Annotated in this window: 22 protein-coding genes and 2 riboswitches; of the genes, 12 read left to right on the top strand and 10 right to left on the bottom strand. The window is 53.6% G+C overall.

Annotation, left to right across the window (positions count from 1 at the left end):
• Positions 1-313 precede the first annotated feature (313 nt).
• From INT19_RS01805 to INT19_RS01815, 3 genes are all read left to right on the top strand, one after another.
• Positions 314-1,732: an aminotransferase-like domain-containing protein gene (locus INT19_RS01805; RefSeq protein ID WP_193059491.1), complete on the top strand. Its 1,419-nt coding sequence runs from the start codon at positions 314-316 to the stop codon at positions 1,730-1,732.
• 75 nt (positions 1,733-1,807) lie between these two features.
• Complete coding sequence (locus INT19_RS01810) at positions 1,808-2,473, top strand: transglycosylase SLT domain-containing protein (RefSeq protein ID WP_193059492.1); 666 nt, start codon at positions 1,808-1,810, stop codon at positions 2,471-2,473.
• 11 nt (positions 2,474-2,484) lie between these two features.
• Positions 2,485-3,225 carry a TSUP family transporter gene (locus tag INT19_RS01815; RefSeq protein WP_193059493.1) on the top strand — a complete coding sequence of 247 codons (741 nt, stop codon included), beginning with the start codon at positions 2,485-2,487 and terminating at the stop codon, positions 3,223-3,225.
• Between the two features lie 73 nt (positions 3,226-3,298).
• Here the strand turns inward: INT19_RS01815 and INT19_RS01820 are convergent, their stop codons facing one another.
• The 5 genes from INT19_RS01820 to INT19_RS01840 form a co-directional block, all read right to left on the bottom strand.
• Positions 3,299-3,850, bottom strand: coding sequence for a cupin domain-containing protein (locus tag INT19_RS01820; RefSeq protein ID WP_051626371.1), 552 nt, complete (start codon positions 3,848-3,850; stop codon positions 3,299-3,301).
• 164 nt (positions 3,851-4,014) lie between these two features.
• Positions 4,015-5,469, bottom strand: coding sequence for a Na+/H+ antiporter NhaC (gene nhaC / locus INT19_RS01825; RefSeq protein WP_193059494.1), 1,455 nt, complete (start codon positions 5,467-5,469; stop codon positions 4,015-4,017).
• Between the two features lie 226 nt (positions 5,470-5,695).
• Positions 5,696-7,195 carry an aldehyde dehydrogenase gene (locus tag INT19_RS01830; RefSeq protein WP_193059495.1) on the bottom strand — a complete coding sequence of 500 codons (1,500 nt, stop codon included), beginning with the start codon at positions 7,193-7,195 and terminating at the stop codon, positions 5,696-5,698.
• A complete protein-coding gene (locus INT19_RS01835; RefSeq protein ID WP_193059496.1) occupies positions 7,195-8,571 on the bottom strand; it encodes an aspartate aminotransferase family protein in 1,377 nt (458 codons plus the stop codon). The genes INT19_RS01830 and INT19_RS01835 overlap by 1 nt, the downstream gene beginning before the upstream one ends.
• Positions 8,572-8,606: 35 nt before the next feature.
• Entirely contained in the window at positions 8,607-9,413 is an 807-nt protein-coding gene (locus INT19_RS01840; protein WP_038478694.1) for a gamma-glutamyl-gamma-aminobutyrate hydrolase family protein, read from the bottom strand.
• A gap of 266 nt (positions 9,414-9,679) precedes the next feature.
• Here INT19_RS01840 and INT19_RS01845 point away from each other — a divergent pair, with 266 nt between their 5' ends.
• A complete protein-coding gene (locus INT19_RS01845) occupies positions 9,680-11,068 on the top strand; it encodes a glutamine synthetase family protein (protein WP_193059497.1) in 1,389 nt (462 codons plus the stop codon).
• Positions 11,069-11,277: 209 nt separating this feature from the next.
• On the opposite strand, the gene INT19_RS01850 is transcribed toward INT19_RS01845, so the two are convergent.
• The gene (locus tag INT19_RS01850) at positions 11,278-12,570 is read right to left on the bottom strand and encodes an NAD(P)/FAD-dependent oxidoreductase (RefSeq protein WP_193059498.1); all 1,293 of its coding nucleotides are present in this window, start codon (positions 12,568-12,570) and stop codon (positions 11,278-11,280) included.
• 358 nt (positions 12,571-12,928) lie between these two features.
• Here INT19_RS01850 and INT19_RS01855 point away from each other — a divergent pair, with 358 nt between their 5' ends.
• The 4 genes from INT19_RS01855 to INT19_RS01870 all read left to right on the top strand — a co-directional run bounded on the left by INT19_RS01855 (position 12,929) and on the right by INT19_RS01870 (position 16,839).
• A complete protein-coding gene (locus tag INT19_RS01855) occupies positions 12,929-14,119 on the top strand; it encodes a M24 family metallopeptidase (protein WP_193059499.1) in 1,191 nt (396 codons plus the stop codon).
• Positions 14,120-14,327: 208 nt separating this feature from the next.
• On the top strand, positions 14,328-14,699 hold the full coding sequence (locus INT19_RS01860; protein ID WP_193059500.1) for a hypothetical protein: 372 nt from the start codon (positions 14,328-14,330) through the stop codon (positions 14,697-14,699).
• A gap of 176 nt (positions 14,700-14,875) precedes the next feature.
• On the top strand, positions 14,876-15,994 hold the full coding sequence (locus INT19_RS01865) for an alkene reductase (protein ID WP_193059501.1): 1,119 nt from the start codon (positions 14,876-14,878) through the stop codon (positions 15,992-15,994).
• 251 nt (positions 15,995-16,245) lie between these two features.
• Entirely contained in the window at positions 16,246-16,839 is a 594-nt protein-coding gene (locus INT19_RS01870; RefSeq protein ID WP_089040592.1) for a cell division protein ZipA C-terminal FtsZ-binding domain-containing protein, read from the top strand.
• An 11-nt stretch (positions 16,840-16,850) separates the two neighbouring features.
• Here the strand turns inward: INT19_RS01870 and INT19_RS01875 are convergent, their stop codons facing one another.
• Positions 16,851-18,440 (bottom strand): ABC-F family ATPase, encoded by a 1,590-nt coding sequence (locus INT19_RS01875; protein ID WP_193059502.1) that lies wholly within the window; start codon positions 18,438-18,440, stop codon positions 16,851-16,853.
• 83 nt (positions 18,441-18,523) lie between these two features.
• The gene (locus tag INT19_RS01880; RefSeq protein WP_193059503.1) at positions 18,524-19,390 is read right to left on the bottom strand and encodes a sirohydrochlorin chelatase; all 867 of its coding nucleotides are present in this window, start codon (positions 19,388-19,390) and stop codon (positions 18,524-18,526) included.
• Positions 19,391-19,484: 94 nt separating this feature from the next.
• Here INT19_RS01880 and INT19_RS01885 point away from each other — a divergent pair, with 94 nt between their 5' ends.
• A complete protein-coding gene (locus INT19_RS01885) occupies positions 19,485-20,069 on the top strand; it encodes a gamma-glutamylcyclotransferase (RefSeq protein WP_038478724.1) in 585 nt (194 codons plus the stop codon).
• Here the strand turns inward: INT19_RS01885 and INT19_RS01890 are convergent.
• Together INT19_RS01890 and INT19_RS01895 are read right to left on the bottom strand one after the other, a co-directional pair.
• The gene (locus INT19_RS01890) at positions 20,060-20,587 is read right to left on the bottom strand and encodes an HPP family protein (protein WP_193059504.1); all 528 of its coding nucleotides are present in this window, start codon (positions 20,585-20,587) and stop codon (positions 20,060-20,062) included. The two genes, INT19_RS01885 and INT19_RS01890, sit on opposite strands and share 10 nt — an antisense overlap.
• A 109-nt stretch (positions 20,588-20,696) precedes the next feature.
• Positions 20,697-20,990 carry a hypothetical protein gene (locus tag INT19_RS01895; RefSeq protein ID WP_193059505.1) on the bottom strand — a complete coding sequence of 98 codons (294 nt, stop codon included), beginning with the start codon at positions 20,988-20,990 and terminating at the stop codon, positions 20,697-20,699.
• Positions 20,991-21,154: 164 nt separating this feature from the next.
• A riboswitch (glycine riboswitch) is annotated at positions 21,155-21,245 on the top strand.
• 23 nt (positions 21,246-21,268) lie between these two features.
• Positions 21,269-21,377, top strand: a riboswitch (glycine riboswitch).
• A 55-nt stretch (positions 21,378-21,432) separates the two neighbouring features.
• Here INT19_RS01895 and INT19_RS01900 point away from each other — a divergent pair.
• The 3 genes from INT19_RS01900 to dctP all read left to right on the top strand — a co-directional run bounded on the left by INT19_RS01900 (position 21,433) and on the right by dctP (position 24,850).
• Positions 21,433-22,683, top strand: a complete 1,251-nt coding sequence (locus INT19_RS01900) for a D-amino acid dehydrogenase (protein WP_193059506.1) — start codon at positions 21,433-21,435, stop codon at positions 22,681-22,683.
• A gap of 67 nt (positions 22,684-22,750) precedes the next feature.
• Positions 22,751-23,677: a LysR family transcriptional regulator gene (locus tag INT19_RS01905; RefSeq protein ID WP_193059507.1), complete on the top strand. Its 927-nt coding sequence runs from the start codon at positions 22,751-22,753 to the stop codon at positions 23,675-23,677.
• A gap of 126 nt (positions 23,678-23,803) precedes the next feature.
• On the top strand, positions 23,804-24,850 hold the full coding sequence (gene dctP / locus INT19_RS01910) for a TRAP transporter substrate-binding protein DctP (protein WP_193059508.1): 1,047 nt from the start codon (positions 23,804-23,806) through the stop codon (positions 24,848-24,850).
• Positions 24,851-24,896 lie beyond the last annotated feature (46 nt).

The raw sequence follows: 24,896 nt of genomic DNA on the forward strand, positions 1-24,896 counted from the left end.
GCATACGCTGCGGCCACCGCATCGCGGGCGTCATCAGCGCCTAAGTCGGCAGCCCGGGCAATCGTCTCGCCGGTTGCGGGGTTATCGACGGCAAAGGTCTGTTGACCCTTGCGCCACTCGCCACCCACCAGGGTGGGTACTGCATCGTGTAACCACTGTTCGATAAAGCTCATGATCTTCTCCTGATCTGCAACATGGTATGCACGCTAGCAGTAATGCGCTGGTGAACGAATGCACCACTTTCGCGTTCAACCAGACCACTTTTCTGTTTTACTATCTAAACGGGGAGCATCATGACAATAAGAGGATGTGAATGGACCGCCAGGACGTGTTACAGCAGCTTGTAAAACACTATGCCCAGCAACCTGAGCGTTTAAGCAAACAAGTACGACTGGAGCAGGCATTGAGGCAGGCGGTTACTAAGGCGTGGCCAAACCAAACTCGATTGCCGTCGCACCGTCAGTTGGCATTAACGTTGGGCGTTGCGCGACACACACTGTCCCGTGCCATAGCCTCGCTCATTGAAGAAGGCCTACTAACGACGTTTCATGGCAAGGGCACTTGGAGTTGTAAGAAGGAAACTTCTGTCGCGACCACATCAACCAGCGTTCAACTTTCAAAACGCGCTCAACAAGTGTTGCGTTGGCCTGGCGCCAGCACCGTTCAAAGCGGTGCCTTTGTGCCTGGCATACCGGATATCGCCCAGTTTCCAATGCGCAAGTGGCGTCAGCTGTATGCCAGCGTCACCGTGCCGCAAAATGCCTTACTGCTCTCTTACTCTACCGGTGGCTATGGGCCGCTTAAGCGTGCAATCCGTGAGTTTCTGGCGCGCTGGCGCAATATTCATTGCGATATTGAGCAGATCATCATCACCGATGGTACCCATAACGGTATTGAGCTATGCGCCATGGCATTGGCCGATGTGGGCGATACCGTGGCGATGGAATCGCCCTGTTATTGGGGGGCACGCAATGTATTCACTGCAACAGGGCTTTCGATTGAGATGCTGCCTTGGTATTCCGATAGTGGGCATGAGTTACCGCAGACGACCGGTAATATTGCGCTCGCATATTTGACCGGCTCTCATCACTACCCGCTCAGCGTACCCACACGCGCTGCTCATAAGCAGCAGTTTTGCGATGCGTTATCGCCCACCTACATCGTTGAAGACGATTACGAATTCACCCGCGACGATCACACTAACCTGCTGTTTGATCCCAACTCGGAACGCCATTTACTGGTAGGCTCATTCTCTAAAATGATGTTTCCCGGCCTGCGGCTTGGTTATTTGGTGGTGCCACGCCATTTGGCAGGTCCAATGAACCGCCTACGCAGCGAGTTGTTTCGCGAAGGCCGTATGCTTGATCAAGCGGTATTAGCGCAGTTTATTTTTGATGGTGACTTAGACGCCTGGTGTCGCCGCATCCAGCGCGACTATCTAGGCCGTCAGCAGGTGCTGCACGACCAGCTTAGCTCACTACCCAAAGTACGCAATGTGTCCCCCCCGACTAGCGCGATTAGCTTGTGCGTTGAGTTTGAGCCTGGGGTTAATGATGTAGCACTTGCCCAAGCACTGCTCAAAGAACACTTAATTGTTCGCCCGCTAAGCCCCGTGTGCGCTGACAAGGACCCACGGACAGGATTGGTAATGGGCGTGGGCATGCTATCGGGAGAGACATTAGTGCGTGAAGCCCAACGGCTGCGCCGCTGTTTAGAGTTACTACTTCGCTAGGCGAGGTAGGCTTAGACCGTGTTGAGCATCACACTGTATGCCTAGTAAAAAAAACTTATTCACAAGGATTTTGCCATGCGCCACCCTGTTGATAATTCGGTGCTTCTCTCAACGCTTCGCCTATTGATGGTGCTGTGCGCCGTGCTGGCAGTTTCAGGCTGCGCAATTTTTGCACCTAGCCCGCCGGAAGATCAGAGCAATATCTGTGAAATCTTTCGTGAGCAGCCAAGCTGGTATGACTATGCTCGGGAATCCGAAGAGAAATGGGGCACACCGATTGCCACACAGATGTCATTTATTCAGCAGGAGTCTTCATTTCGCAGCCATGTGCGCCCGGACCGCAAATATTACCTAGGCTTTATTCCCGGCCCACGCCCCTCCTCCGCCAAAGGCTATGCCCAAGCCCAAGACCCCGTTTGGGAGGAGTATGAGGATCAAGCGGGCAGTCTGTTTGCCCGCCGAACCCATATGAAGCACGCTACGGATTTTATTGGCTGGTATAACCGCCGTTCTCAGCAGCAGGCAGGTATCTCGCTGAGTAACCCTGAACACCTTTACTACGCTTACCATGAAGGCGCAGGTGGCTATCAGCGAGGCTCCTATCGCAGTAAACCCCACGTGCTGCGTGCAGGCAGCCAAGTGGCTGCCCGCGCTAACCGTTATCAAGCGCAGCTCAACGCTTGCGAAGCAGAGTTTAAGTGCCGCAAGTTTTATCAGGTCTGGCCGTTTTGTCGTAGTTAAGGGCTCCACCCATGTCTCTAATGAGTGGCTTGGCCTTAATTAGTGTCGTGTTTTTGACATCGATGCTGTCTGGCGTATTTGGCATGGCGGGCGGCTTGGTACTGCTGTGGTTTCTGCTGATCATGTTTCCTGCAGGGACTGCCATGGCCGTACACGGGGTCATTCAACTCACGTCTAACGGATCACGAGCATGGTTGTCGCGACGCTTTATCGTCTGGCGAATTGTTATGCTGATGACATTGGGCGTATTGATCGCCGCAGCTTTGCTGCTGCTGTTCAGCTATAGCCCCAATACCGCGACGGTTTCCCTATTAATTGGCTTAATGCCAATACTTGTATGGATTCCCAAACGTTGGTTTCACTTAGATGCTAATCGCGCCAGCCACGCGCTAGGTTGTGGCATTGCCGCTGGGAGCCTTACCATTGCGGCGGGGGTTTCTGGGCCACTGATTGATATCTTGTTTGTGCGCTCCCAAATGGATCGACGACAAGTGGTATCCACCAAGGCGATGATTCAGGTGGTGGCTCACAGCATCAAGATTCTCTTTTATCTGGGCGCAGCCATGGCGCTTAGCACCAGCGAATGGGGTATTGTGCTGCTAGCAGCGCCGTTTGCGATCTTTGGCACCCACACCGGCAACCGTATTTTGCAGCGCCTCACTGATGCCAACTTCCGCACCTGGACGCGCTGGATCGTGACCGGTATTGGGGGTTTCTATTTCCTGCAAGGGCTCTTTCTACTCACCCGCTAACGTTGGGCAGTGCCCAAGCTATGTGCACAACATCATTACTGCGACAATTGCCGCACAATACAAACCAGTAATATCAGAACGCCTTACCGGGCGTAGCGCAGCTAATTATCTTGCAGGGGGCATCACTAATATTTCGGAAACGATGCGGAACGCTTGTCTTGAAATAATAAGACTCCCCCGGCCCTAAGCGCCTGGCGGTGCTGCCCACAATGATTTCGATCTCGCCTTCTACAACAAAGCCAGCCTCTTCACCGTAGTGAGTAATCATGGCTTGCCCAGTGTCCGCACCCGGCAGATATCGCTCCACCATAAACGCCAGCGCACGGTTAGGCCGATTTGCCCCGACAAGCTTGAAGGAAATATCACCGGATGCGATATCAACCAAGTCATCCGCCGAATAGAAAATCTGCTCCTGACTATCAAGATCCATCGTAAAAAAATCACCGACGCTCATAGAGAATGCGTTTAGGATTTTCTTCAGGGAACTGACTGATGGGCTAACTTTTCCTTGCTCTATTAGCGAAAGACTTGAGTGGGTAACCCCACACAACTTTGCCAGTTCACGCTGCGAAATCCCTCGCTGCTTGCGCAAGGAGCGCAAGCTCGCACCCACGTCATCCGACATGCTTTTTTCACTCCCTATCAATAAGTAAATTAAATTACGTTGACGGTCTATTGACGGGCACATAATAGCGCAAAAAAAAACCCACGGCTGTGGGGCAAGCTCTCAATTAACGTGGCGTTATGAAAAAATAATCGTCTTGATCAGCCTCAATCATCATGTTCCGTTCAGGCGCTACGAACTCCCGCCAACTCCGAGTCGGCGCTTGCCGTTTTCGCTCCATCTTCATAGGCGATACGGAAGCCGGTAAAGCCATAAATAATCGCGAACATCGGGCTCAGCAGCGCCAGAAAGGCGTAGGGCGCGTAGCTAAAGGCACTGACCCCAAGCGTGGCAAACATAAAGGCACCGCAGGTATTCCAGGGCACCAGTGGTGATGTCATGGTGCCAGCATCCTCCACTGTGCGAGACAGGTTTTTCAGTTTGAGCGAGCGACGTTTGTACTCGCTGGCATACATACGGGCAGGCAGAATAATACTGAGATACTGATCGCAACCTACGACGTTAGCGGCCATCGATGTTGCCACTGTGGTAGCAATCAGGCTGCCAGTAGTCTTGGCCAGTTTGAGCAGACTTTCCACGATGGTGCGAAAGAACCCTGCTGACTCAAGAATCCCGCCAAAACTCATCGCGATAATGATCAGCGAAACCGTCCACATCATGGCGCTAACGCCGCCGTTGGTTAGCAGGTCGTCCACCGTAACGTTTCCAGTGTCTACCGCGTAGCCTTCCACAAAAATAGTAAAGCTATCGCCTAACGGGACGCCCTGAACCACAATTGCACAGACAATTCCCATCAGCGAACCGATAGAAAGTGCCGGAATGGCAGGTACTTTCTTAATCATCATCACGATGACGGCCGCTGGCACCAGTAGCAGCCAGGGGCTAATGATAAACAGCTCATTGAGGCTCTGCTGTAACTCGTTTACCTGTGCCGCGCCATCACCGGAAGGCGTCATGTTCAGGCCAATAATGGTGTAAAGCACCAGAGCAACCGCTAACGCAGGAACCGTGGTGTATAGCATATAGCGAATGTGTTCAAACAGATCGACACCAACCACACCTGGCGCCATATTGGTGGTTTCGGAAAGCGGAGAAATCTTGTCACCAAAATACACGCCGGAGATCACAGCTCCCGCGACCATGGCCGGGTTAAGGCCTAGCCCTTCACCGACGCCCATCAAGGCGATACCAATGGTGCCGGCCGCCGTCCAGGCATTGCCACCAGCCAACGATACCAAACAGCAAATTAAGCACGCCGCGACCAAAAAGTAATCAGGTGCCAGAATGCTCAGGCCGTAATAGATCATCGTGGGCACAATCCCACCAGCAATCCAGTAGCCAATAATGGTGCCGATAATGATCAGAATGACAATCGCCTGAGTCGTCAGGCCAATAGAGCGCATGATGCCCGCTTCAAGCTTTTTCCAGCGGCTACCCGTCGCAAGGGCCACCGCCGTTGCCACAATCGCACTTAAAAACAGCGGCAAGTGCGGATCCGTTTCGAAGTAGCCAATAAATACGCCCAAAGATGCTGCCATAAACACAATGGGGATCATGGTCGCTTTTAAACTTGGCCGTGGTATTTCCTGATCTTCCTTAACAGTGGTGTCGGTCGACATAATGTCCTCACTCAGCATTTGCTTGTTGTTGGTGTTGATAGTGATGTAACCGCGTTAGAAACCGTTGTGCTGGTCATCGCTGAGACCATTGCAGAGACCATCGCAGAGATTGTTATTACCTTTCTGATACGGCGCTCAGGCACAGGGAAGCCATGGCCAGAGCCACCGCTTATACGGCGGCGTCTGGCGCTGTGGATGACTCAAATCAATACGTGGTAAAGATGTTTTAAGGGCTAAGCGACATCCATACCGTCTTCACTTCACAGTATTTCTCCTGCGCGTGAAGCGATTTATCGCGTCCATTGCCCGACTGCTTAACACCGCCGAAGGGAACGGTCTGATCGATACCGGCCCAGTTATTCACATAGACCTGACCGGATTGCAGCCGCCGAGAGACCCGCATGATGCGGTCAATATCTTGACTCCAAACGCCGGCAGCAAGGCCGTAGTCGCTGTCATTGGCCAGAGCAATGGCTTGCTCTTCGCTGTCGAACCCAAACACACTCAGCACAGGGCCAAATATTTCTTCGCGGCCAATACGCATTTCGGGAGTCACATCATCGAAGACCGTAGGCGGCAGGAAATACCCATTGGAATCGCTAGGCTCGCCGCCCAGTTTCAGGGTGGCGCCTTCGCTTTCGCCTTGGCGAATATACGCCAGTACTCGTTGGTACTGCGCTTCATCAACCATGGCACCCATGAAGCTACCCGGATCGAGCGGGTCTCCCGGCTGCATGTGCTCAGCAGCTTTCACTACGCGAGCCACAAAATCTTTGCGAATGCTGTTTTCCACCAGCAGGCGCGAACCGGCAATACAGACTTCGCCTTGGTTGTGGAAAATAGCTTCCGCAGCGCTTTGGGCGACGGAATCAAGGTGTTGGCAGTCGGCAAAAACGATGTTGGGGCTTTTGCCACCGCACTCCAGAAACACGCGTTTCAAGTTGGATTGTCCCGCGTACTGCATCAGCTGTTTACCCACACCGGTGGAGCCGGTAAACGCCAGACCATCAACCTGCATGGAAAGTGCCAGAGCCTTGCCCACCGTATGGCCGTACCCTGGCAGCACCTGAAAGACGCCATCGGGAATACCCGCTTCCTTGGCAAGGTAGGCCAAGCGCAGCGCTGACAAAGGTGATTTTTCCGACGGTTTGAGAATGACGCTGTTGCCTGCCGCCAGTGCCGGAGCAATCTTCCACGACGTCATCATTAGTGGGAAATTCCACGGCACAATGGCAGCGATAACGCCCATTGGCTCGCGCAGCACCAACCCTAGCGCACGATCTCCAGTAGGAGCCACTTCACCGTAAAGCTTGTCGATACACTCCGCTTGATAGCGCAGACAGGCGACGGTGCCTGCCAAGTCACCTAGCGAACTGGAAATCGGCTTGCCCATGTCCAACGTATCTAACAGCGCCAGTTCATCGCGGTGTGTCTCTACCAGCTCGGCTAGACGCAGTAGCACCCGCTTACGCTTACTCGGGTGGCAACGCGACCAGACACCACTTTCAAAGGTTGCACGGGCTGCTTGCGTTGCAAGCTCAGCCTCTTGCGCATCGCAGCTGGCCACCTCAGCAAGAACATGTCCGGTGGCAGGGTTGATACTGCTCAGCGTGCTACCATCAGCGGCAGCGACAAACTCACCATTAATGAAAGCGCGCGTTTCAAAGCTCAGTGATGCGGCTTTTGATTGCCAGTCGGCGAGGGTTTTCGGTGTATCTGCCGCCATTATGCACTCTCCATAGGGTGTGTTATCGCCAGCTTTTCAGCGGTTTTATCCAACGCCAAACGTGCCTTACTGACCAATTCATCGATTTCATCGCGAGTGATAATTAGCGGCGGAGACATCACCATCGTATCGCCCACTGAGCGCATCACCAGGCCATGCTCAAAGCACAAATCACGACACAAGTTGCCCGCGGAAAGAGACTTATCGAAGCGTTCACCGGTGCGCTTGTCGGCGACCAGCTCTAGTGCCCCAATCAAGCCCAACGAACGGGCTTCACCCACTAACGGATGCTCAGCCAGTTCCTGCCAACGCTTAGCCAGATAGGGCCCCAATTCATCGCGGACTTTCTCGACTACCCGTTCACTTTCCAGCAATTCGAGGTTTTTAAGCGCAACCGCTGCACACACAGGGTGGCCGGAATAAGTAAAACCGTGGAAGAACTCACCGCCGTCTTCGATCAGCGTATCGGCCACGCGATCTCCCACCAGCACCGCGCCAATGGGCAGATAGCCCGACGACAACCCTTTGGCAATCGGCATCAGGTCAGGTTGTAAGCCATAGTGAGTACTGCCAAACCACTCGCCTAAACGCCCGAACCCGCAAATCACTTCATCGGCAATCAACAGAATATCGTACTTGGCCAACACCTCTTTCACCGCTGGCCAATAGCTGTCCGGCGGAATGATTGCACCGCCTGCACCCTGCACCGGCTCAGCAATAAACGCCGCCACTTTGTCTTCACCTAACGCCAGAATTTGCTCTTCTAACGCTTGGGCACACTGCTTGCCAAAGGCTTCCTGACTCATGTCGCGCCCTTCACCAAACCAGTAAGGCTGGCAAATATGGCTAATCCCCGGCACACACGGGCCACCTTGATCATGCATCGGCGCCATGCCACCAAGGCTCATGCCCGCGACAGTAGAGCCGTGATAACCATTTTCACGCGAGATGACCCATTGCTTCTCCGGCTTGCCTTTGATCGCCCAGTAGCGCCGCACCATGCGCAGCACGGTATCGTTGGCTTCAGACCCGGAACCCGTGAAGAACACATGATTGATATGCTCGGGTGCCAGCTCACTCAGCTTAGCGGCCAGCTTTACTGCCGGAGGATGGGTGGTTTTAAAGAAGTTGTTGTAATACGGCAACTGCTGCATCTGCTCGCTGGCGGCATCCACCAACTCTTGCCGGCCGTAGCCGAGATTGACGCACCAAAGACCCGCCATACCATCAAGAATACGATTGCCTTGGCTGTCGTAAATGTATACCCCATCGGCGTGGGTGATGATGCGGCTACCCTCTTCGCCAAGTGATTTAAAGTCAGTGAATGGATGAAGGTGGTGTTGGCGATCCAACGCCTGATAGTCCTGGGTCTGCATAGGTCGGCTCCTGTTCAAGTCGTTGCAACAAGCATTCAGCTATTAACTGGCTGGGCGGCGCGTTGGGTACGATGCTGACGGCAGGCCGCCGCAAACCCCTGAAATAGTGCGTCATAGAAAGGATGTTCTTTAGGACGCCACTCCGGATGCCACTGCACAGCCAGGGCGAACGCAGCCGCGTCGCGCACCGAAATCGCTTCAACTAATCCATCAGGTGCCCAGGCTTCTGCATCCAGACCTGGTGCAAGCTGATCAATCCCCTGCTGGTGCAGTGAATTCACCTCAGCATGCTCGCTGCTATAGAGCGCCGCCAGGGCGCCATCCGGGCGGATCTTTACCGTATGAGAGGGCGCATAATGGCCCGCCATGTCGTCAGCGGGCGGCTCACGATGATCGAGCATGCCTGGTAGCGTTTGAACTGCCTGATGAAGGGTGCCTCCAAAGGCGACATTCATTTCCTGAAAGCCGCGACAAATGCCAAATAGAGGCAACGCCTGACGTAATGCCTCGTGCACCCAGCAAAGTGCCGCTTCATCTCGCCGTGCGTCAGCACGGGTATTCTCTGGGGCGCGTTCTGCACCATAGCGGTCAGGAGCGACGTTGGTATAACTGCCAGTTAGCAGCAAGCCATCCAGGCTGCCCAACAGAGCAATGGCCTGTTCAGCATGCTGCTCGGGCGTCAATGTATCGGCGGCTAACACAGGAAGAATCACCGGCGTGATGCCGTAGTGGTAAAGCGCCTGCAGGAATTTATCGGTCACTATCTGCGCGGGATGGCCTTCCACTTCTCGGCAGCAGGCGATAACACCCACCAGTGGGCGTGGGGAATGCGTTGCTTGCATAGTCAAACCACTTTGTCAGTTGTTATGTTTTATTCAACAGTCACTTCAACATAGCGTGGCTTGTTTTATTTTCCAATAGCAAAATAGTATTTTTATGAAAAAACATATTAAATCATTGATAAACAAAGAATTAAAAAACACATCTGTTACCGACAAAAAATAATGACACTATTTTTGTTATTAAATATTTGACACAAGCGGCTGCCGAAGCAAGGATACTGTTAGCAGAAACACAACTAAAACGGCATAAAAATAAGGTACAACGTATGTCCTCTGCCAATAACACAGACGCTCAAAACGTAGCCTCGGACTTTCTTGACAATCACCCAGAGATCACCAGCATTGACCTGTTAATCAGTGATCTTAACGGTGTCATTCGTGGTAAACGTATCCCTAGCGATAACCTTGGCAAAGTGTTTGAAAAAGGCATTTATTTGCCTGCTTCGGTATTTGCGTTGGACATCAATGGCAACACCGTTGAAGAGACGGGGCTGGGGCTTTCCAGCGGCGACGGCGACCGCGTATGTCGCGCCATTCCCGGCACGCTCAATCCGGTCACCTGGATGAATAACAACCAGTATGGCCAGCTATTGATGACCATGGAGGAGATGGACGGCGCGCCTTTTTTTGCCGATCCTCGCCAGATTCTGCGGCGCATTCTTGAGCAGTTCTCCGAGCGTGGTTTAACCCCTGTCGTCGCCCTTGAGTTAGAGTTTTATCTGGTTGATCGTTTACGCGACGAAGAAAACTTGATTCAGCCACCGCAGTCCCCCTGCAGCGGCGAGCGAGCCACTCAAAGTCAGCTGTATTCGGTGCTTGAGCTAGACGAGTACGCTGAGTTTATCAATGACTTGCAGAGTGCCGCCCAGGCGCAAGGCTTGCCGCTGGATACGGTATTGAAAGAGTGTGCACCCGGCCAGTTTGAAGCCAATCTGATTCACACAGATGATGCGTTAAGCGCCTGCGACCACTCGGTACTACTCAAGCGATTGATCAAGGGCGTTGCATTAAAGCACGGCTTTGAAGCTACCTTTATGGCCAAGCCTTACGGCTTAGAAGCGGGTAGCGGCACCCATGTTCACGTCAGTCTGGTAGATAGCAACGGACACAATATCTTTGCCGAAAACGGCGACGATCCGCTGGAGAGCACCGCACTGCAACACGCCGTAGGAGGACTGCTGGAGCTGATGCCAGACTCCATGGCACTGCTGGCTCCCAACCTAAACTCGTTCCGCCGTTTTCAGGAAGGACTCTATGTGCCCTTGGCACCTACCTGGGGATACGATAACCGCTCTGTGGCCATACGCGTTCCCGCCGGGCCAAAAGAAGCGCGGCGCATAGAACACCGCGTAGCGGGTGCCGATGTTAATCCCTACCTGTTACTAGCCACCGTACTGGCCTCTATCCACCATGGCCTAACTCAGCAGACTACACCTGCGGAGCCAATCATCGGCAACGCCTATGACCAAATCGCACCCCAGCTAACTAACAGCTGGACCCAAGCGCTGCACCTGTTAAGCAACAACCGTGTACTTGGCGAACAGCTTGGCGAAGACTTTATTGAAGTGTTCATTGCCAACCGCCAAGCAGAGCGCGCCGAAACCATGCGCGAAGTTAGTGCCATGGAGTATGACTGGTACCTGCGCCACGTATAAGCTGATAAACCACCAATAGAACCCACCAAGAGAATAGAGAGAGGCGCTGCTCGGCGTCTCTCTTATTGCTTCTGCCTGTCTTATGCTGCCCCCTGTCCTTCTATTAGCTTTTTATGCCGTGTTATCTGTGAGCATCCGTGGCAAATAAAAAACGGGCTGACGAATGTATTCGCCAGCCCGTTTCCGAGCAATCACCAAACTAATCGGCGCTAAACCGCCAGCCGGTCACGCATGGCGTAGAACCACGCTCCCATGGCAGAAAGCGGCACACGTAACAGCCGTCCACCGGGCATTGGCAGATGGGAAATCTGTGCAAACGCTTCAAAACGCGTCTCTTCACCACTGATCGTTTCTGCCACTAACTTGCCAGCCAAATGAGAGCACGTCACCCCGTGGCCAGAATACCCCTGAGCGTAGTAAACGTTGCTATTAATGCGGCCAAACTGCGGCAGGCGGTTAAGTGTCAGCAAAAAGTTACCACTCCAGGCGTAATCGACGCGCACATCGCCAAGTTCAGGAAAAGTAGCCAGCATCTTTGGCCGAATAGCTGCCTCAATACTCGCGGACTCCTGACCGCCATAGTTCACCCCGCCGCCATACAGCAAACGGTTATCGGCGGTCAGGCGGTAGTAATCCAAGAGATAATTACAATCCTCTACCGCTTTATCGTTAGGTAGTAATCGTGCTGCTGACTCTGCAGACAGCGGCTCAGTGGTAATAATCTGGGTGCCGCACGGCATTGCCTTGCTTTCCAGCTTGGGTAGCAACCCTTGCAAATAGGCATTGCCAGCCATAACGACCCGTTGAGCAGTCACGCGACCCTTGGGCGTATGCAGCGTCACCGGCTCACCATGCTCTACGCGAGTCACGGGGGAGTGCTCAAAAATCTTGCCACCCAACGACTCCAACGCCGCCGCCTGCCCCAGCACCAAATTGAGAGGATGAAGATGCCCCCCAGAGTGATCTACCAATGCCCCCACATAACGATCGCTGCCTATTTCTCGTCTGACCTCTTCACCTTCCAACAGCTCAAGTTTCTGATGGCCGTAACGCTCCCATAAGGCTTTTTGCTCCTTTAAGCCTTCCCACTGCTTCTTGTTACAAGCGGCAAATAAGTTGCCTTCTTTTAGGTCGCAGTCGATCTGATACTTTTCAATGCGCTGACGGATAATCTGGTTACCCTCAAATGCCATTGCACCCAGCGCCCGAGCGGTTTCAGCGCCGTTTTGTTTCTCAATAACATCCATATCACGGCTATAGCTATTAACGATCTGGCCACCGTTGCGCCCGGACGCCCCAAAGCCAATCGCCACGCTTTCCAGCACCACTACCCGATGACCACGCTCCGCCAAATGTAGTGCTGCAGAGATGCCCGTAAAGCCAGCCCCCACGACACAGACATCACATTCAACATCCCCCTCCAGCATGGGCCTTTGAGATGTGGAGTTTGACGATGCCGCGTAGTAAGACGCGACATGACCAGAAGACGCTTGAGGTTGCATTTGCCACCTTCCTTTTGTTGATTATTTTAACCAATTTGATCATATAGACCGACGTACAAATGCGCAAGCAACAGCATTAAATGGGCTTATAGAGGCGAATAACACCTTTCCCCACAAGACAAATGTTATTAAAAAAGCAACACTCGGACATAAAACACACGCTCATCACGCTGAAAATAATCACCGCACGTTTTTATGCACCGCTCCCATTGAGGGCGAGGCCACGTGCTTCCTGTGCGCGTCTTATTACCGGGTACGATTGAGGCACAACTCGCTACTATTGCTAGCGTTGATAACCACAGCGGTGTAACGCTAGAGCAGCTGCCTATACTCACCATAGCCCCCACCGGAGACCGCTATGGATTATCAACACTACCGCACAGCCCTTGCCGAGACGCTTGCCCAAAGTGAGTTGCCCTTTGCACCTGCCGAATACCAAACGCGCCTAGACAAAGTGCGCCATGCAATGGCACAACGCGGACTGGATGCATTACTGCTCACCGACCCTGCCGACATTAACTACTTAACCGGCTACCACACCTTCGAGGTATCGGTTCACGCCTGCTTAGTGTGCACACCTACACAACTGGTACTGCAGGTGGCATCCATTGAAACAGGGGCGGCAGTGGTCACCGCCCGTGTCGACGAAATCATTGGTTACCGATGGGAAAACCTGGATGAAATCATCACGCCGCTCGCGGACTTACTCACTGCTTGCGAGCAAATTGGCATTGATGGCTGGAGCAGCGGTTTGCGAGTGGGCGTGATGGACGCGCTGGCCCGCTCAGTAGGTAAAGAGCGCTTCTGTGAAGCAGGTGATCTGCTCGATACGATTCGTATTGTTAAAAGTAGCGCCGAACTTGAAATGCTCAGCGAAAGTGCACGAATCACTGCGGCAGGTTTAGAGGCTGCGATGGCCGCTATTCGCCCTGGCATGACCGATAACGATATTGCGGCCATCGGCGCTAAAGCACTGCTAGAAAACGGTAGCGAGTTTATGAGCTTGCAGCCTATCGTGACCAGCGGACACCGCATCGGCGTGATTCACGTGAACCACAAGCGTCGCGTCATACAGCCCAATGAACCGATATTTTTAGAATTTGGCGCCGCTTACCAGCGCTATACCGCGCCGATGATGCGCACAGCGGTGACTGGAAAACCTAGCGCCGAATTAACCGCCACCCGCGACTTGTGCCGCTCGCTGTTCGAAACCCTGTGCAGCCATATGAAACCAGGCAACACCTTTGATGATGCCGCGAAGGCAGCGGATGCACTGCTGGCACCTACCCGTGATCAACTGTTCTTCTCGGGGGTATTTGGCTACGCTGTGGGTGCGCAGTTCCCTCCTAGTTGGGTTGAAGGCACCGGCTATATTGCCCAAGGCCTGCATCGTCCCTTCGAAGAGAACATGGTCTTCCACTTACCGCTCTGTTTACGCGTTCCTGGCCAGTGGGGCGTAGGCATCAGTGATACCGTAGTGGTCACTCAACACGGCGCCGAGCCACTCACTAACAACGATTGGCAGCTCTATCAGGCAATGGATAAGTAGCGAATAGATAACCGCATTGATAGCCCAAGATTGACAGTACGATTAACCAGCGCTATCGTCACTAAAGATGCAAATGAGAAACACTATCTTTTCATGATCTCATTTAACTGAGGTGACGATCAGTTGAGGTAACGATAAGTACTATGAATGAGCTCTATGAGTAAGTTCTATGGATAAGTACTAAGAGTAAGTACTATGGATAAGTACCATGACTAGTGAACAGCGCCAGCTTCGCCAAACGTTTATTTTTCTACGCACCTCTTTCGAAGCAGTGCAACACTCGATTGCCGGTCGGCTAGACGACCCGCTGCCCTGCTGGCTAGACACCAGCATGCTCACCCTACTGTCACGGGAACTAACCCGCTGCAGCCAGCAAGCGAAGCCGCTCTTCGCCCCTCCCGTCACCGAGCAAATATTCATTGCCTCACAGCAGTGTGACTTACTCCTCAAGCAGTGCCCCGGCGTGCTGAGCAGCGCCGTTTGCCACCGCCAGTTAAGTGCCATCATGCTGGCGCTGACCAACGCTATTGAGCAAATCAACACACCAGCCAAGCGCCGCTGGCCTTGGCAGAGAGCCTAAGCAACCCTTTACCTATACCCCGGTTTATTGCGTTGCCGGGGGTTTGTTTTTCCTTCAAAAATCTTATCCCATGACTGCGCCGTAGCGGCTAGCAATTACTGAGTTAGCATTTACTAGTAAACTGGTCTATTCTGTTCGCCACGATTTAATTGACCGCTTCCAAAAGGAGTTTGCTCATGGCGTATGAAACGCTTTTCACCCCTCTTCAGTTAGGCAGTTTGTCGATCCCAAACCGAGTCATCATGGCGCCGCTGACACGCTCGCGCACTCCAGATAGCGTGCCGGGCACCCTGCAGGAAGCCTATTACGGTCAGCGGGCAGGCGCAGGTCTGATTATTAGTGAAGCAACCAACATCTCCCCTACTGCGAAGGGTTATGTGTATACGCCAGGCATCTGGACGGATGAACAAGAAGCGGGCTGGAAAGGCGTGGTGGATGCGGTGCATGCCAAAGGTGGCCGTATCGCGCTGCAGCTGTGGCACGTTGGGCGTGTATCCCATGAAATGGTGCAACCGAATGGCCAACAGCCTGTTGCCCCTAGCGCGTTAAAAGGCGAAGGCGCTCAGTGCTTTGTTGAATTTGAAGACGGCACTGCTGGCCAGCACCCTACCAGCACGCCCCGGGCACTGGAAACCGATGAGATCCCCGGCATTGTTGATGACTACCGCCAAGCCGCTGTTCGCGCCAAACGCGCAGGCTTCGACATGGTGGAAGTCCACGCGGCTAACGCCTACCTGCTTAACCAGTTCCTGGCCACCGGTACCAACCAGCGCACCGACCAGTACGGCGGCTCGTTGGAAAACCGCGCCCGCTTCCCGCTAGAGGTGGTCGATGCGGTAATTGAAGTTTTCGGTGCACAGCGTGTGGGCATTCGCTTGACGCCCTTTATCGAACTGTTCGGCCTGACCGATGATGAACCTGAAGCCATGGCTTTCTATCTGGCGGAACAATTGTCCAAACGCGGCTTAGCCTATCTGCATTTAAACGAGCCTAACTGGATCGGTGGCGATATCACTTTTCCTGACGGCTTTCGTGAGCAAATGCGCAAGCGCTTTAACGGCAGCCTGATTTACTGCGGCAACTACGACGCAGAACGCGCGGAGTCACGCATTAATCAAAACACCGCCGATGCCGTAGCCTTTGGCCGCCCTTATATCGCTAACCCCGACTTGCCGGAACGCTTCCGAGTGAATGCCCCCCTTACCGAGCCGAACCATGAAACGTTCTACGGCGGTGATGAAAAGGGCTACACCGATTACCCGTTTATGGCTAACGGCTACGATCGTATTGGCTAGATTGCTTGTTAAGCCGAACCCTTATGAATGAAAAGCATCACTTAGGTGGTGCTTTTTTATATCTGAACACGCCAAAACGCTGCTAGGCTGTTGATTCTTTAGTTTTTATATACAGGTGGTGCATGCTCAGCTCGCGGTTCACTCTACTGGTATGCTTCCTTGTCTTTGGGTGGCGCTTGCGTTAACACTGAATGCCGCTATTTTACGACTAAATAATAGGGCCTAAGCGCCGACAGATAGGACTCAATGAGATGGACACCACTTCACTTCCGTTCTTGCTCGCTATTGCTTCATTAGTGCTGGGGGTCGTGGCTGCGGCTATTTTCGTTTATGTGGTTATTCCCAAACAACGCCGCGCCAAAGCAAAGGCCGCCACGCCGCCGCCAGCACCTAAAGCAGAACCACAGCCCCCTTCGCCTGAACCAGAAGAACCGGTGCCCGCCAAGCGCACAGCGAAAGTAAAGCAGCACTCTCTGTTTGTGATTTTTTCTCACCCCGATGCGACGACAGACGAACGCCTGACCGAATGGCTACGGGGAAAAGAAGCCAGCTATGATGCGGTCAAAAAGGTTTTCTTTATCAAAGGCAAACAACCCTCGAACCCAATCACAATCGCCAACGCCTTTCCACCTGGAGAAATGCCCGACCTACTGCAAGGCGAGACCCACGAACCCATTCGTGGGATTAGCTTGCTGGTTAAGCCGCCGCTACATAAACGTCGCAATCAGCAGATGTACGTTTATGTAGAGCTCGCCAAAGAGCTAAACGAAACCTTTAGCGGCAACTTACTCGATGCCGAGCAGCAACCCGCCTCAGAGTCGACTTACACACACATTATTGGTTGATCGGTTAGCGATCAAACAACGCCTTGACTACGCAGGTAGTCGTCGTAGCTGCCGCTAAAGTCGACAAGGCCCTCGGGCTGCATATCGATAATGCGCGTGGCCAGCGAGGAAACAAACTCGCGGTCGTGGCTGACAAATATCAGCGTGCCTGGGTAGTTCTCCAGCGCTAAGTTCAGCGCCTCAATCGATTCCATATCCAGGTGGTTGGTCGGCTCATCCATTAGCAGCACGTTCGGGTTGGTGAGCGTTAGCTTGCCAAACAGCATGCGCCCCTGCTCGCCACCGGAAATGACCTTCACCGATTTACCAATATCGTCGCTGGAAAACAGCATCCGACCCAACGCGCCGCGCACCACTTGCTCACCGCCTTTGGTCCACTGGCTCATCCACTCGAAGAGCGTGGCATCAACAGGAAAGTCGTCGGTGTGGTCTTGGCCAAACATGCCAACTTCCGCCGCATCGGTCCACTTCACTTCACCGGCATCGGGGTGTAAATCACCCGCCAGGGTTTTCAGCAGGGTGGTTTTACCAATGCCGTTGGGGCCGATAATAGCAATGCGCTCACCCGCTTCTACGGTCATCGAGAAACGCTCGAAGAGCGGCTTCTCATCGTCGTAGCCTTTGGTAATGGCATCAACATTCACGGCATTGCGGTGGATCTTTTTATTCTGCTCAAAGCGGATAAACGGGCTAACCCGGCTCGAAGGCTTGATATCTTCCAGCTTGATTTTATCGATCTGGCGCGCCCGTGAAGTGGCCTGTTTGGCTTTGGAGGCGTTGGCCGAGAAGCGGCTAACAAACTGCTGAAGCTCGGCAATTTGGGCTTTTTTCTTGGCGTTATCCGAGTGCTGGCGCTCGCGGGCAGCAGTGGCGGCAGTCATGTAGTCGTCGTAGTTGCCGGGGAACAGGGTAATTTCCCCGTAATCCAGATCCGCCATGTGCGTACACACACTGTTCAGGAAGTGGCGGTCGTGGGAGATGATAATCATGGTACTGCTGCGCGCTTTGAGAATATCTTCCAGCCAGCGGATAGTATTGATATCCAGGTGGTTAGTCGGCTCATCGAGCAGCAGCACATCCGGGTCGGAAAACAGTGCTTGGGCCAGCAGCACACGCAGTTTCCAGCCGGGAGCAACTTCGCTCATCGGGCCGGTGTGCTGTTCAATGGGAATACCTAGCCCCAACAGTAGCTCCCCGGCGCGAGACTCAGCGGTATAGCCGTCAAGCTCAGCAAAGCGTACTTCCAAGTCGGCCACCGCCATGCCGTCGGCTTCACTCATTTCTGGCAAAGAATAAATCCGTTCGCGCTCGGCGGCTACTTTCCACAGTTCAGCGTTCCCCATGATGACGGTATCGATGACCCGCTCGTTCTCATAGGCAAACTGATCCTGGCGTAGCTTACCCAGCCGCGTGCTGCTATCCAGCATGACCTGCCCGGAAGAAGGCTCAAGCTCGCCACCCAAAATTTTCATAAAGGTGGACTTACCGCAACCATTGGCGCCAATCAAACCGTAGCGATTGCCGTTATTAAATTTGACGGAGACATTTTCAAACAGGGGCTTGGCCCCAAACTGCATGGTGATATTGGCGGTTGCGATCAAGATGTGAGCCCTGGTTAACAGTGTAATTGCGCATTCAAAGGCTCGCGATTCTACGCGCCTTTGGGCAGCGTTACACCTCCCACCTAGTGAGCATTGTCTAGCGTAGCCGGAAGTTCGAGTAGAAAACGTTCACCATCAAGTGCTTGGCGCAGCCGTGCGTGCAGTATCGCGACGATGTCAGGGTGTTCGCCAACCAGCGCGGTGGTTGTCACACTCAAACCTGGGTGGCGCTGTTCAGCGGCGGCACAAATCTCGGCGATATCGCCACCTTCCCCCGCATGACGCCCAGGCGAGAGAAACAACATCGCTAAGATGACCGGGCCTGATTGGAACTCCGGCGTATCCAATAAATGCTCCAACAGCGGCTCGTTAAAGCGATATTCGTCACCTTCACGGCGTTCCATCGAGGCAGCCGCCACACAAGCCACGTCATCACCAAGCAGTACACTAAGCTGTCCCGCCAAGCGGTTGCGCACGGCGGTCACTTCAGGAATCGGGCTGCCATGATCGACCAGCGCTACATGCGGCGTCGTTCCCGCTTGATGCTTATCGCGCACGTTGTCGGCCAGCAGTTTGGCTAAGCGCAGGTCATTATTGCCCCGCTCATCCACCAGCGGCTGGGCCACACGAACGCTCACCTGGGGAAAACGCGCCTGCAGTGCTGCCATGCGCTCTGGCAAGTAGCCCGTCAGTGCTTTGCTTGGGCCAAAGAAGAACGGCAGCACAATGATCTCTGTCGCCCCATTCTCGGCACTGCGCTCAGCAGCCGGGCCCAGAGTCATCGCGGGGATGCCGTCAACCTCTTCAGGAGGGATTTTATTAGAGTGCAGCAAGGAAGCCGCCTGCACGGTTTCGCCTAACTGCTGGCTGAGCGCAGATGCCGCGCGGCGCAGGTTGTGGGTTGCCTGAGGCCGTAATGAGCCGTTATCGACGAGAAAAATAGCGCGCATGTCGGTCTCCGGAAATGGTCAAGTAAGTAATCACTAAAGGCATGATAAGATGAGCGCTTTAACCGATGTACCGTACTCATGATGCTTGATAGCGATGTTTGATACTACCGCCCTGAACCAGCAAAGAAACTTCTTCGATGGCCATACCGATATCTGGCTTTTTGGTTATGGCTCGCTGATCTGGAAGGCCGACTTTGCCTACTTGGAACGACAGCCCGCCTACATTACCGGCTGGGCGCGACGTTTTTGGCAAGGCTCTCACGATCATCGTGGCACGCCGGACGCACCGGGGCGCGTCGCTACGCTGATTCGTGCCCAAGGGGAAGTATGTCACGGCATGGCGTACCGCATTACACCCGACGTGCTGGCACCGCTAGATGTACGTGAAAAGAACGGCTACCTGCGTGAAAAAGTGCCGCTCACTTTTCTAGCGCAGCGTGGCAATGTGCAGGCGGCAAAGGCAACAACGGAAGGGCTAATTTACTTAGCTACTGAAGATAACCCAGCCTTTCTGGGCGAGGCATCGTTGGATGATATTGCACACCAAATTGCCCATTCCCATGGCCCGAGCGGCTCGAATAAAGCTTACTTACTGAACTTAGCCCAGGCGTTACGCGAATTAGGCACAGACGATGCGCACGTTTTCGCCATTGAGGAGCAGCTACACCGCTACCAATAACGTGGATAACGGCGGTGGCGCGCTAAATTATTCACCAAAATGGCCACTACCAGCATGACCACGCACCCAGCGCCAATGGGGATCAGCGGATACCACCAGCCCAGTTTGTGGACACTCGCCCCACCTGCTACCGCAATCAGCGCAGCGGCAGCCCCCGGCGGATGCACGGTGTGTGTCAGTTGCATCACCAGTATGGAAAGCGACACCGCTAGTGCCATCGAGATAGGCGTTGCCCCCAGCAATTGGTAGCACCCCACCCCCACCAGCGCCGACAAAACACTGCCAAACAGTACATGGCTTGGCTGGGCAAACGGGCTTTCAGGCGCTGCATAAACCAACACCGACGTTGCCCCAAAGGAGCCCACGATTAATAACTGCTGCGAGAGCCAAGCGGCGCTTAGCCAGCATATAACGGCCATACCAGTAAAAGCGCCCAGCCATGACCAGCAGGCATCTTTCCAGCCGACGGGGCGGCGCGCCGTTGGCTCTCCTCGCATCTTGCCAAGATAAGCTTTCATTGCTCCCCCTCTGCACAAAAAGAGTGCAGATGATGGCAAAATGCACCAAATAAGCAAATGATAATTGATCACTTATCTAATGAAACTGACTCAAGGGCGCTCGCCCTCTCTACATCATTAGCCACGACAGGATAAACAGCGCCAGCACAATACGCACGATGGCTCCTAGTAAGGAGCCTCGTAGCAGCGCTCGAAAGCCGCGCCATAACAGCCACAAGCCAATTACCAACACCAGAATGCTAAAGAACGACGCATTGATACCCAGAGAGCGGGTTAGACCATCAATAAAGTCATCAAACGCGCCGAAAAAGTTGGTGAAGAAGCCCAATAAAAACTCCACCATCACGCGAATAGCATCGCCAATCGCTTCGCCTACACCATCAAAAAATCCGTTTGCCTGCATGCGTTATTTCCATCGCTAAAAGGTTTTCGATATTGTCAGTTAAAACCACGCTATTGCAAAGCATGCCCATTAAGCAGCGTGCTCCTCTCTTTTGCGTCTTTGCGTCCCCCCCTTAAGACGTTTACCCTATTTCACTTTTTCGACTGACGCGTTACAACGTTGTCAACGCAATAGCGGGAGAGACTGGTGCTAGCCACCAGCGCCGAAGGAGCAACGACCCCGGAAACTCTCAGGCCACCGGACCGCTATTGTTACGGTATTTACTAGAACAGTAATTACTAACACTTTCCGAAGAGCGGCTGATGACTGCGTCACTCAGCCCACCGAAGGAGCAAGCGCCTCCTCAAGATGCGTGAATCTCTCAGGTTCCATGACGGAAGGGGTACGCCTAGCCAATGTTGCTAGGGGTATCGCTTGACGCTCATACAATCTGGAGAGACACATGCAACGCATTGCTATTATTGGCGGTGGGATCACCGGTATTACAAGTGCTTATGCTCTGGCAAAGCGCGGCTTTGATGTGACTGTTTTTGAAAAACACCGCTATGCGGCGATGGAAACATCTTTTGCCAACGGCGGGCAGCTGTCGGCCTCGAATGCTGAAGTGTGGAACCACTGGCCGACGGTGCTTAAAGGCCTGCGCTGGATGCTAAAAAACGACGCGCCGCTCCTGGTCAACCCTCGCCCTAGTTGGCACAAACTCAGTTGGTTTGCAGAGTTCATCGCCGCCATTCCCCGTTATGCCGACAACACCACGGAAACCACTCGGTTAGCGATTGCTGCCCGAGAACACTTATTCCAGTGGGCGAAAGACGAGCAGATTGATTTTGATCTTAAACAGCAAGGCATTCTGCATATCTACCGCGACAAAGCTGGCTTTGATCACGCCTCGCGCGTGTCGCAGTTGTTAGCGAAAGGCGGCCTTGAACGCAGATCGGTCACGCCGGATGAAATGCGCGCCATCGAGCCAACCCTGGCAGGTAGTTACTATGGCGGTTTCTATACCGAAAGCGACGCCACTGGCGATATCCATAAATATACCAACGGCCTTGCTCAAGCAGCCGCCAAGCGTGGCGTGCAGCTTAACTATGGCCACCATATTGACGATATTGGTGCTGACGAGAATGGGGCTTGGGTAAGCGCCACGGTAGATAACAACAGCATGAGCCAACGGTTTGACAGCGTGGTAGTTTGTGCGGGGACCGGCAGCCGCGCCATTGCCGCCAAATTAGGCGATCGCGTTAATATCTATCCCGTAAAAGGCTACTCCATCACCGTACAGCTAGATGACGAGACCTCTCAGCAAGCCGCGCCAACCGTCAGCCTGCTAGACGATGAAACCAAGTTGGTAACCAGCCGCTTGGGGCTCAACCGCTTCCGCGTGGCTGGCACCGCTGAATTTAACGGCGCGAATCGCGATATACGCAACGACCGCATTCAACCGCTGGTTCGCTGGGTAGAAGAGTGTTTCCCTGGCGTGAGCACCCAACGCGTAGTGCCCTGGGCAGGCCTGCGGCCGATGCTACCTAATATGCTGCCCAAAGTTGGACCTGGCCGTTTACCGACTGTTTTCTATAACACCGGCCACGGCCATCTAGGCTGGACACTGTCAGCCATTACCGCCGAAATGCTGGCGGATGCGGTGGAGGAGAAAAATATCCTCCGCGAGCCAGCCCCCCAACCGCTTAGCTAATGCCAACCATGACAAGTCCGGGCAGGCTTCCGGTAAGATATAGAACACCCCAACATAGGCGTGTTTTATGCTTAACCAGCGTGCATTAACCTACCTCAATGAAGTGATTCGGCGCGGTTCGCTCAGGCGTGCCGCCGCCCACCTGAATGTCGATGCCTCTGCCGTTAGCCGCCAACTAAAAGCACTAGAAGAAGAGCTGGATACCCAGCTATGCGAGCGACACGGAAGAGGGATGCGTGCCACTGCAGCGGGCCAGCTACTGGTGCACCATTTTCATGCCCAGCGGGCTTCAGAAGAAGCGGTGCTCTCCCAACTAATGGCACTGCAAAGTCTCGCGAAAGGGGAAGTTCGCATTGCCGTGGGAGAAGGGTTTATTGCTGACCTGATCGCCGCACCGTTAGGCACTTTCATGTCAGCGTTTGACGGTATCAAAGTTGAAATCCGCATGGCGGGTGTCAATGAAGCGATGTCGTTACTCCAAGATCGCGAGGTGGATATAGCGCTACTTTATGCACCGCCGGTAGACCCGCAACTTTTCTGCCACGTGGAAACGCGCCAGCCGCTCGATGTCATTGTCCCCCCCAATCACCCACTTAGTGATCTTAATCGCCCGGTAACGCTGCATGACTTAAAGGAGTGGCCTCTGGCGTTAATGGACAATCCTTTTGGTATGCGGCAAATGGTCAATATGGTGGCTCACCAGGAGCGCATTCATCTTGAAGCACGCCTGCATACAAACTCTGTTGCGGTGTTAAAGAATTTTGTCCGCTCAGGCATCGGCGTTACGTTTATGCCCGAACTCACCGTAGCGGATGAGATTGAGCGCGGTGAGATCTTCACACTCCCCATGCAGTACCCGGTGATGAACGGTACGCGGGCACAAATTGTTAGCCTGAAAGGACAGGAACTCCCAGTCGCCTCAATCACTTGCATCAATCATTTGCACAAAGGCATGCGCTTTTTCTCCGCCGATGCACCACGACTGTTGCAATAAAAGCCACAGTTTAGGTATTGCATAGTCAACACCTCAATACATAGTCTTCTAGTAGGCACTCCTTATAAATCTAATAACGCGCCCATAGCGCCCCGTAGTTCACGACAATAAACCAGGAGACTGACTATGTACCCAGCAAAATTGAGCCAACACTTTGCGCCTAAACAGCTTATTTCCGCATGCCTAGTAGGCTCTGCTTTGATGGCAGGGAACGTGCTTGCAGCGACTACGATTAATCTAAGTTACAACGGTGCCCCAGACCCGGAAAAGAACGCTGTCCACGTCTTTGCAGAGAATCTTAAAACGTTGGTAGACGAAAAAACTGACGGTGAGATCCAGCTTAAGCTCTATCCGAATAGCATGCTCGGCGAAGAAGAGGAGCGCATGGAACAAACCATGAATACGCCCATGCTCAATGTGGCGTCATTTGCGGGTGTTTCTCCTCTTGTGGATGAAATCTTCGTTAGCGCTATTCCGTTTCTGTTCGACGATTTTTCTGCAGCCCACACTTTCTTCGATGAGGGTGAGTATTGGCAGGAAGTCAGCAACGCTCTGCAGGAGCGTGCCGGTATCGATATGCTAGCCGTTGTGGAAGAGGGCGGCTTTTTGGCGTTCACCAATAACGAAAGACCGATCAGCCATCCTGACGACTTCGAAGGACTCCGCTTCCGCGCCATGGACCCTAGCCAAGTCGCTCTTTATGAGGCCTTCGGCGCCTCCGGCACTCCCATCCCCTGGACAGAGACCTATATGGCACTGCGCACCGGGGTGGCTAACGGGCAAATGAACCCGCCGATGTATATCATCTTAGGCAGCCTTTACGAAGTGCAGGACTACCTGACCCTCGCCAATATCCAGTACTCCGACCAGTTCCTGGTAGGCAACAGCGACATGATCGCGGGTTGGGATGATGAGCTTCGCAGCGCCTTTATGGAGGCCGTATCCGAAGCTAATCACAATGCCCGTGAGCACAATGAGGAGCAGGTAGAGGCGCGTATCGCCTATCTGGAAGAGCAAGGCATGGAAGTCATTCGCCCCTCTGAAGAAGAGCTAGCCGCTTTCCGCGAAATCGGCCAGCCTGCCTACCTTGAGTGGCTCGGTGAGCGTGATATCGAGCAGCGCTGGATCGATATGGCATTGGAAGATGCAGGCATGAGCGAACTGCTCGACTAACGGCTGTTAACAACAGGGGCTGGCACCTTACCGGCCCCCTATTTCC

Origin of the sequence: Halomonas sp. 3A7M (assembly GCF_014897875.1) — a bacterium.
Classification (GTDB): Bacteria; Pseudomonadota; Gammaproteobacteria; order Pseudomonadales; family Halomonadaceae; genus Vreelandella.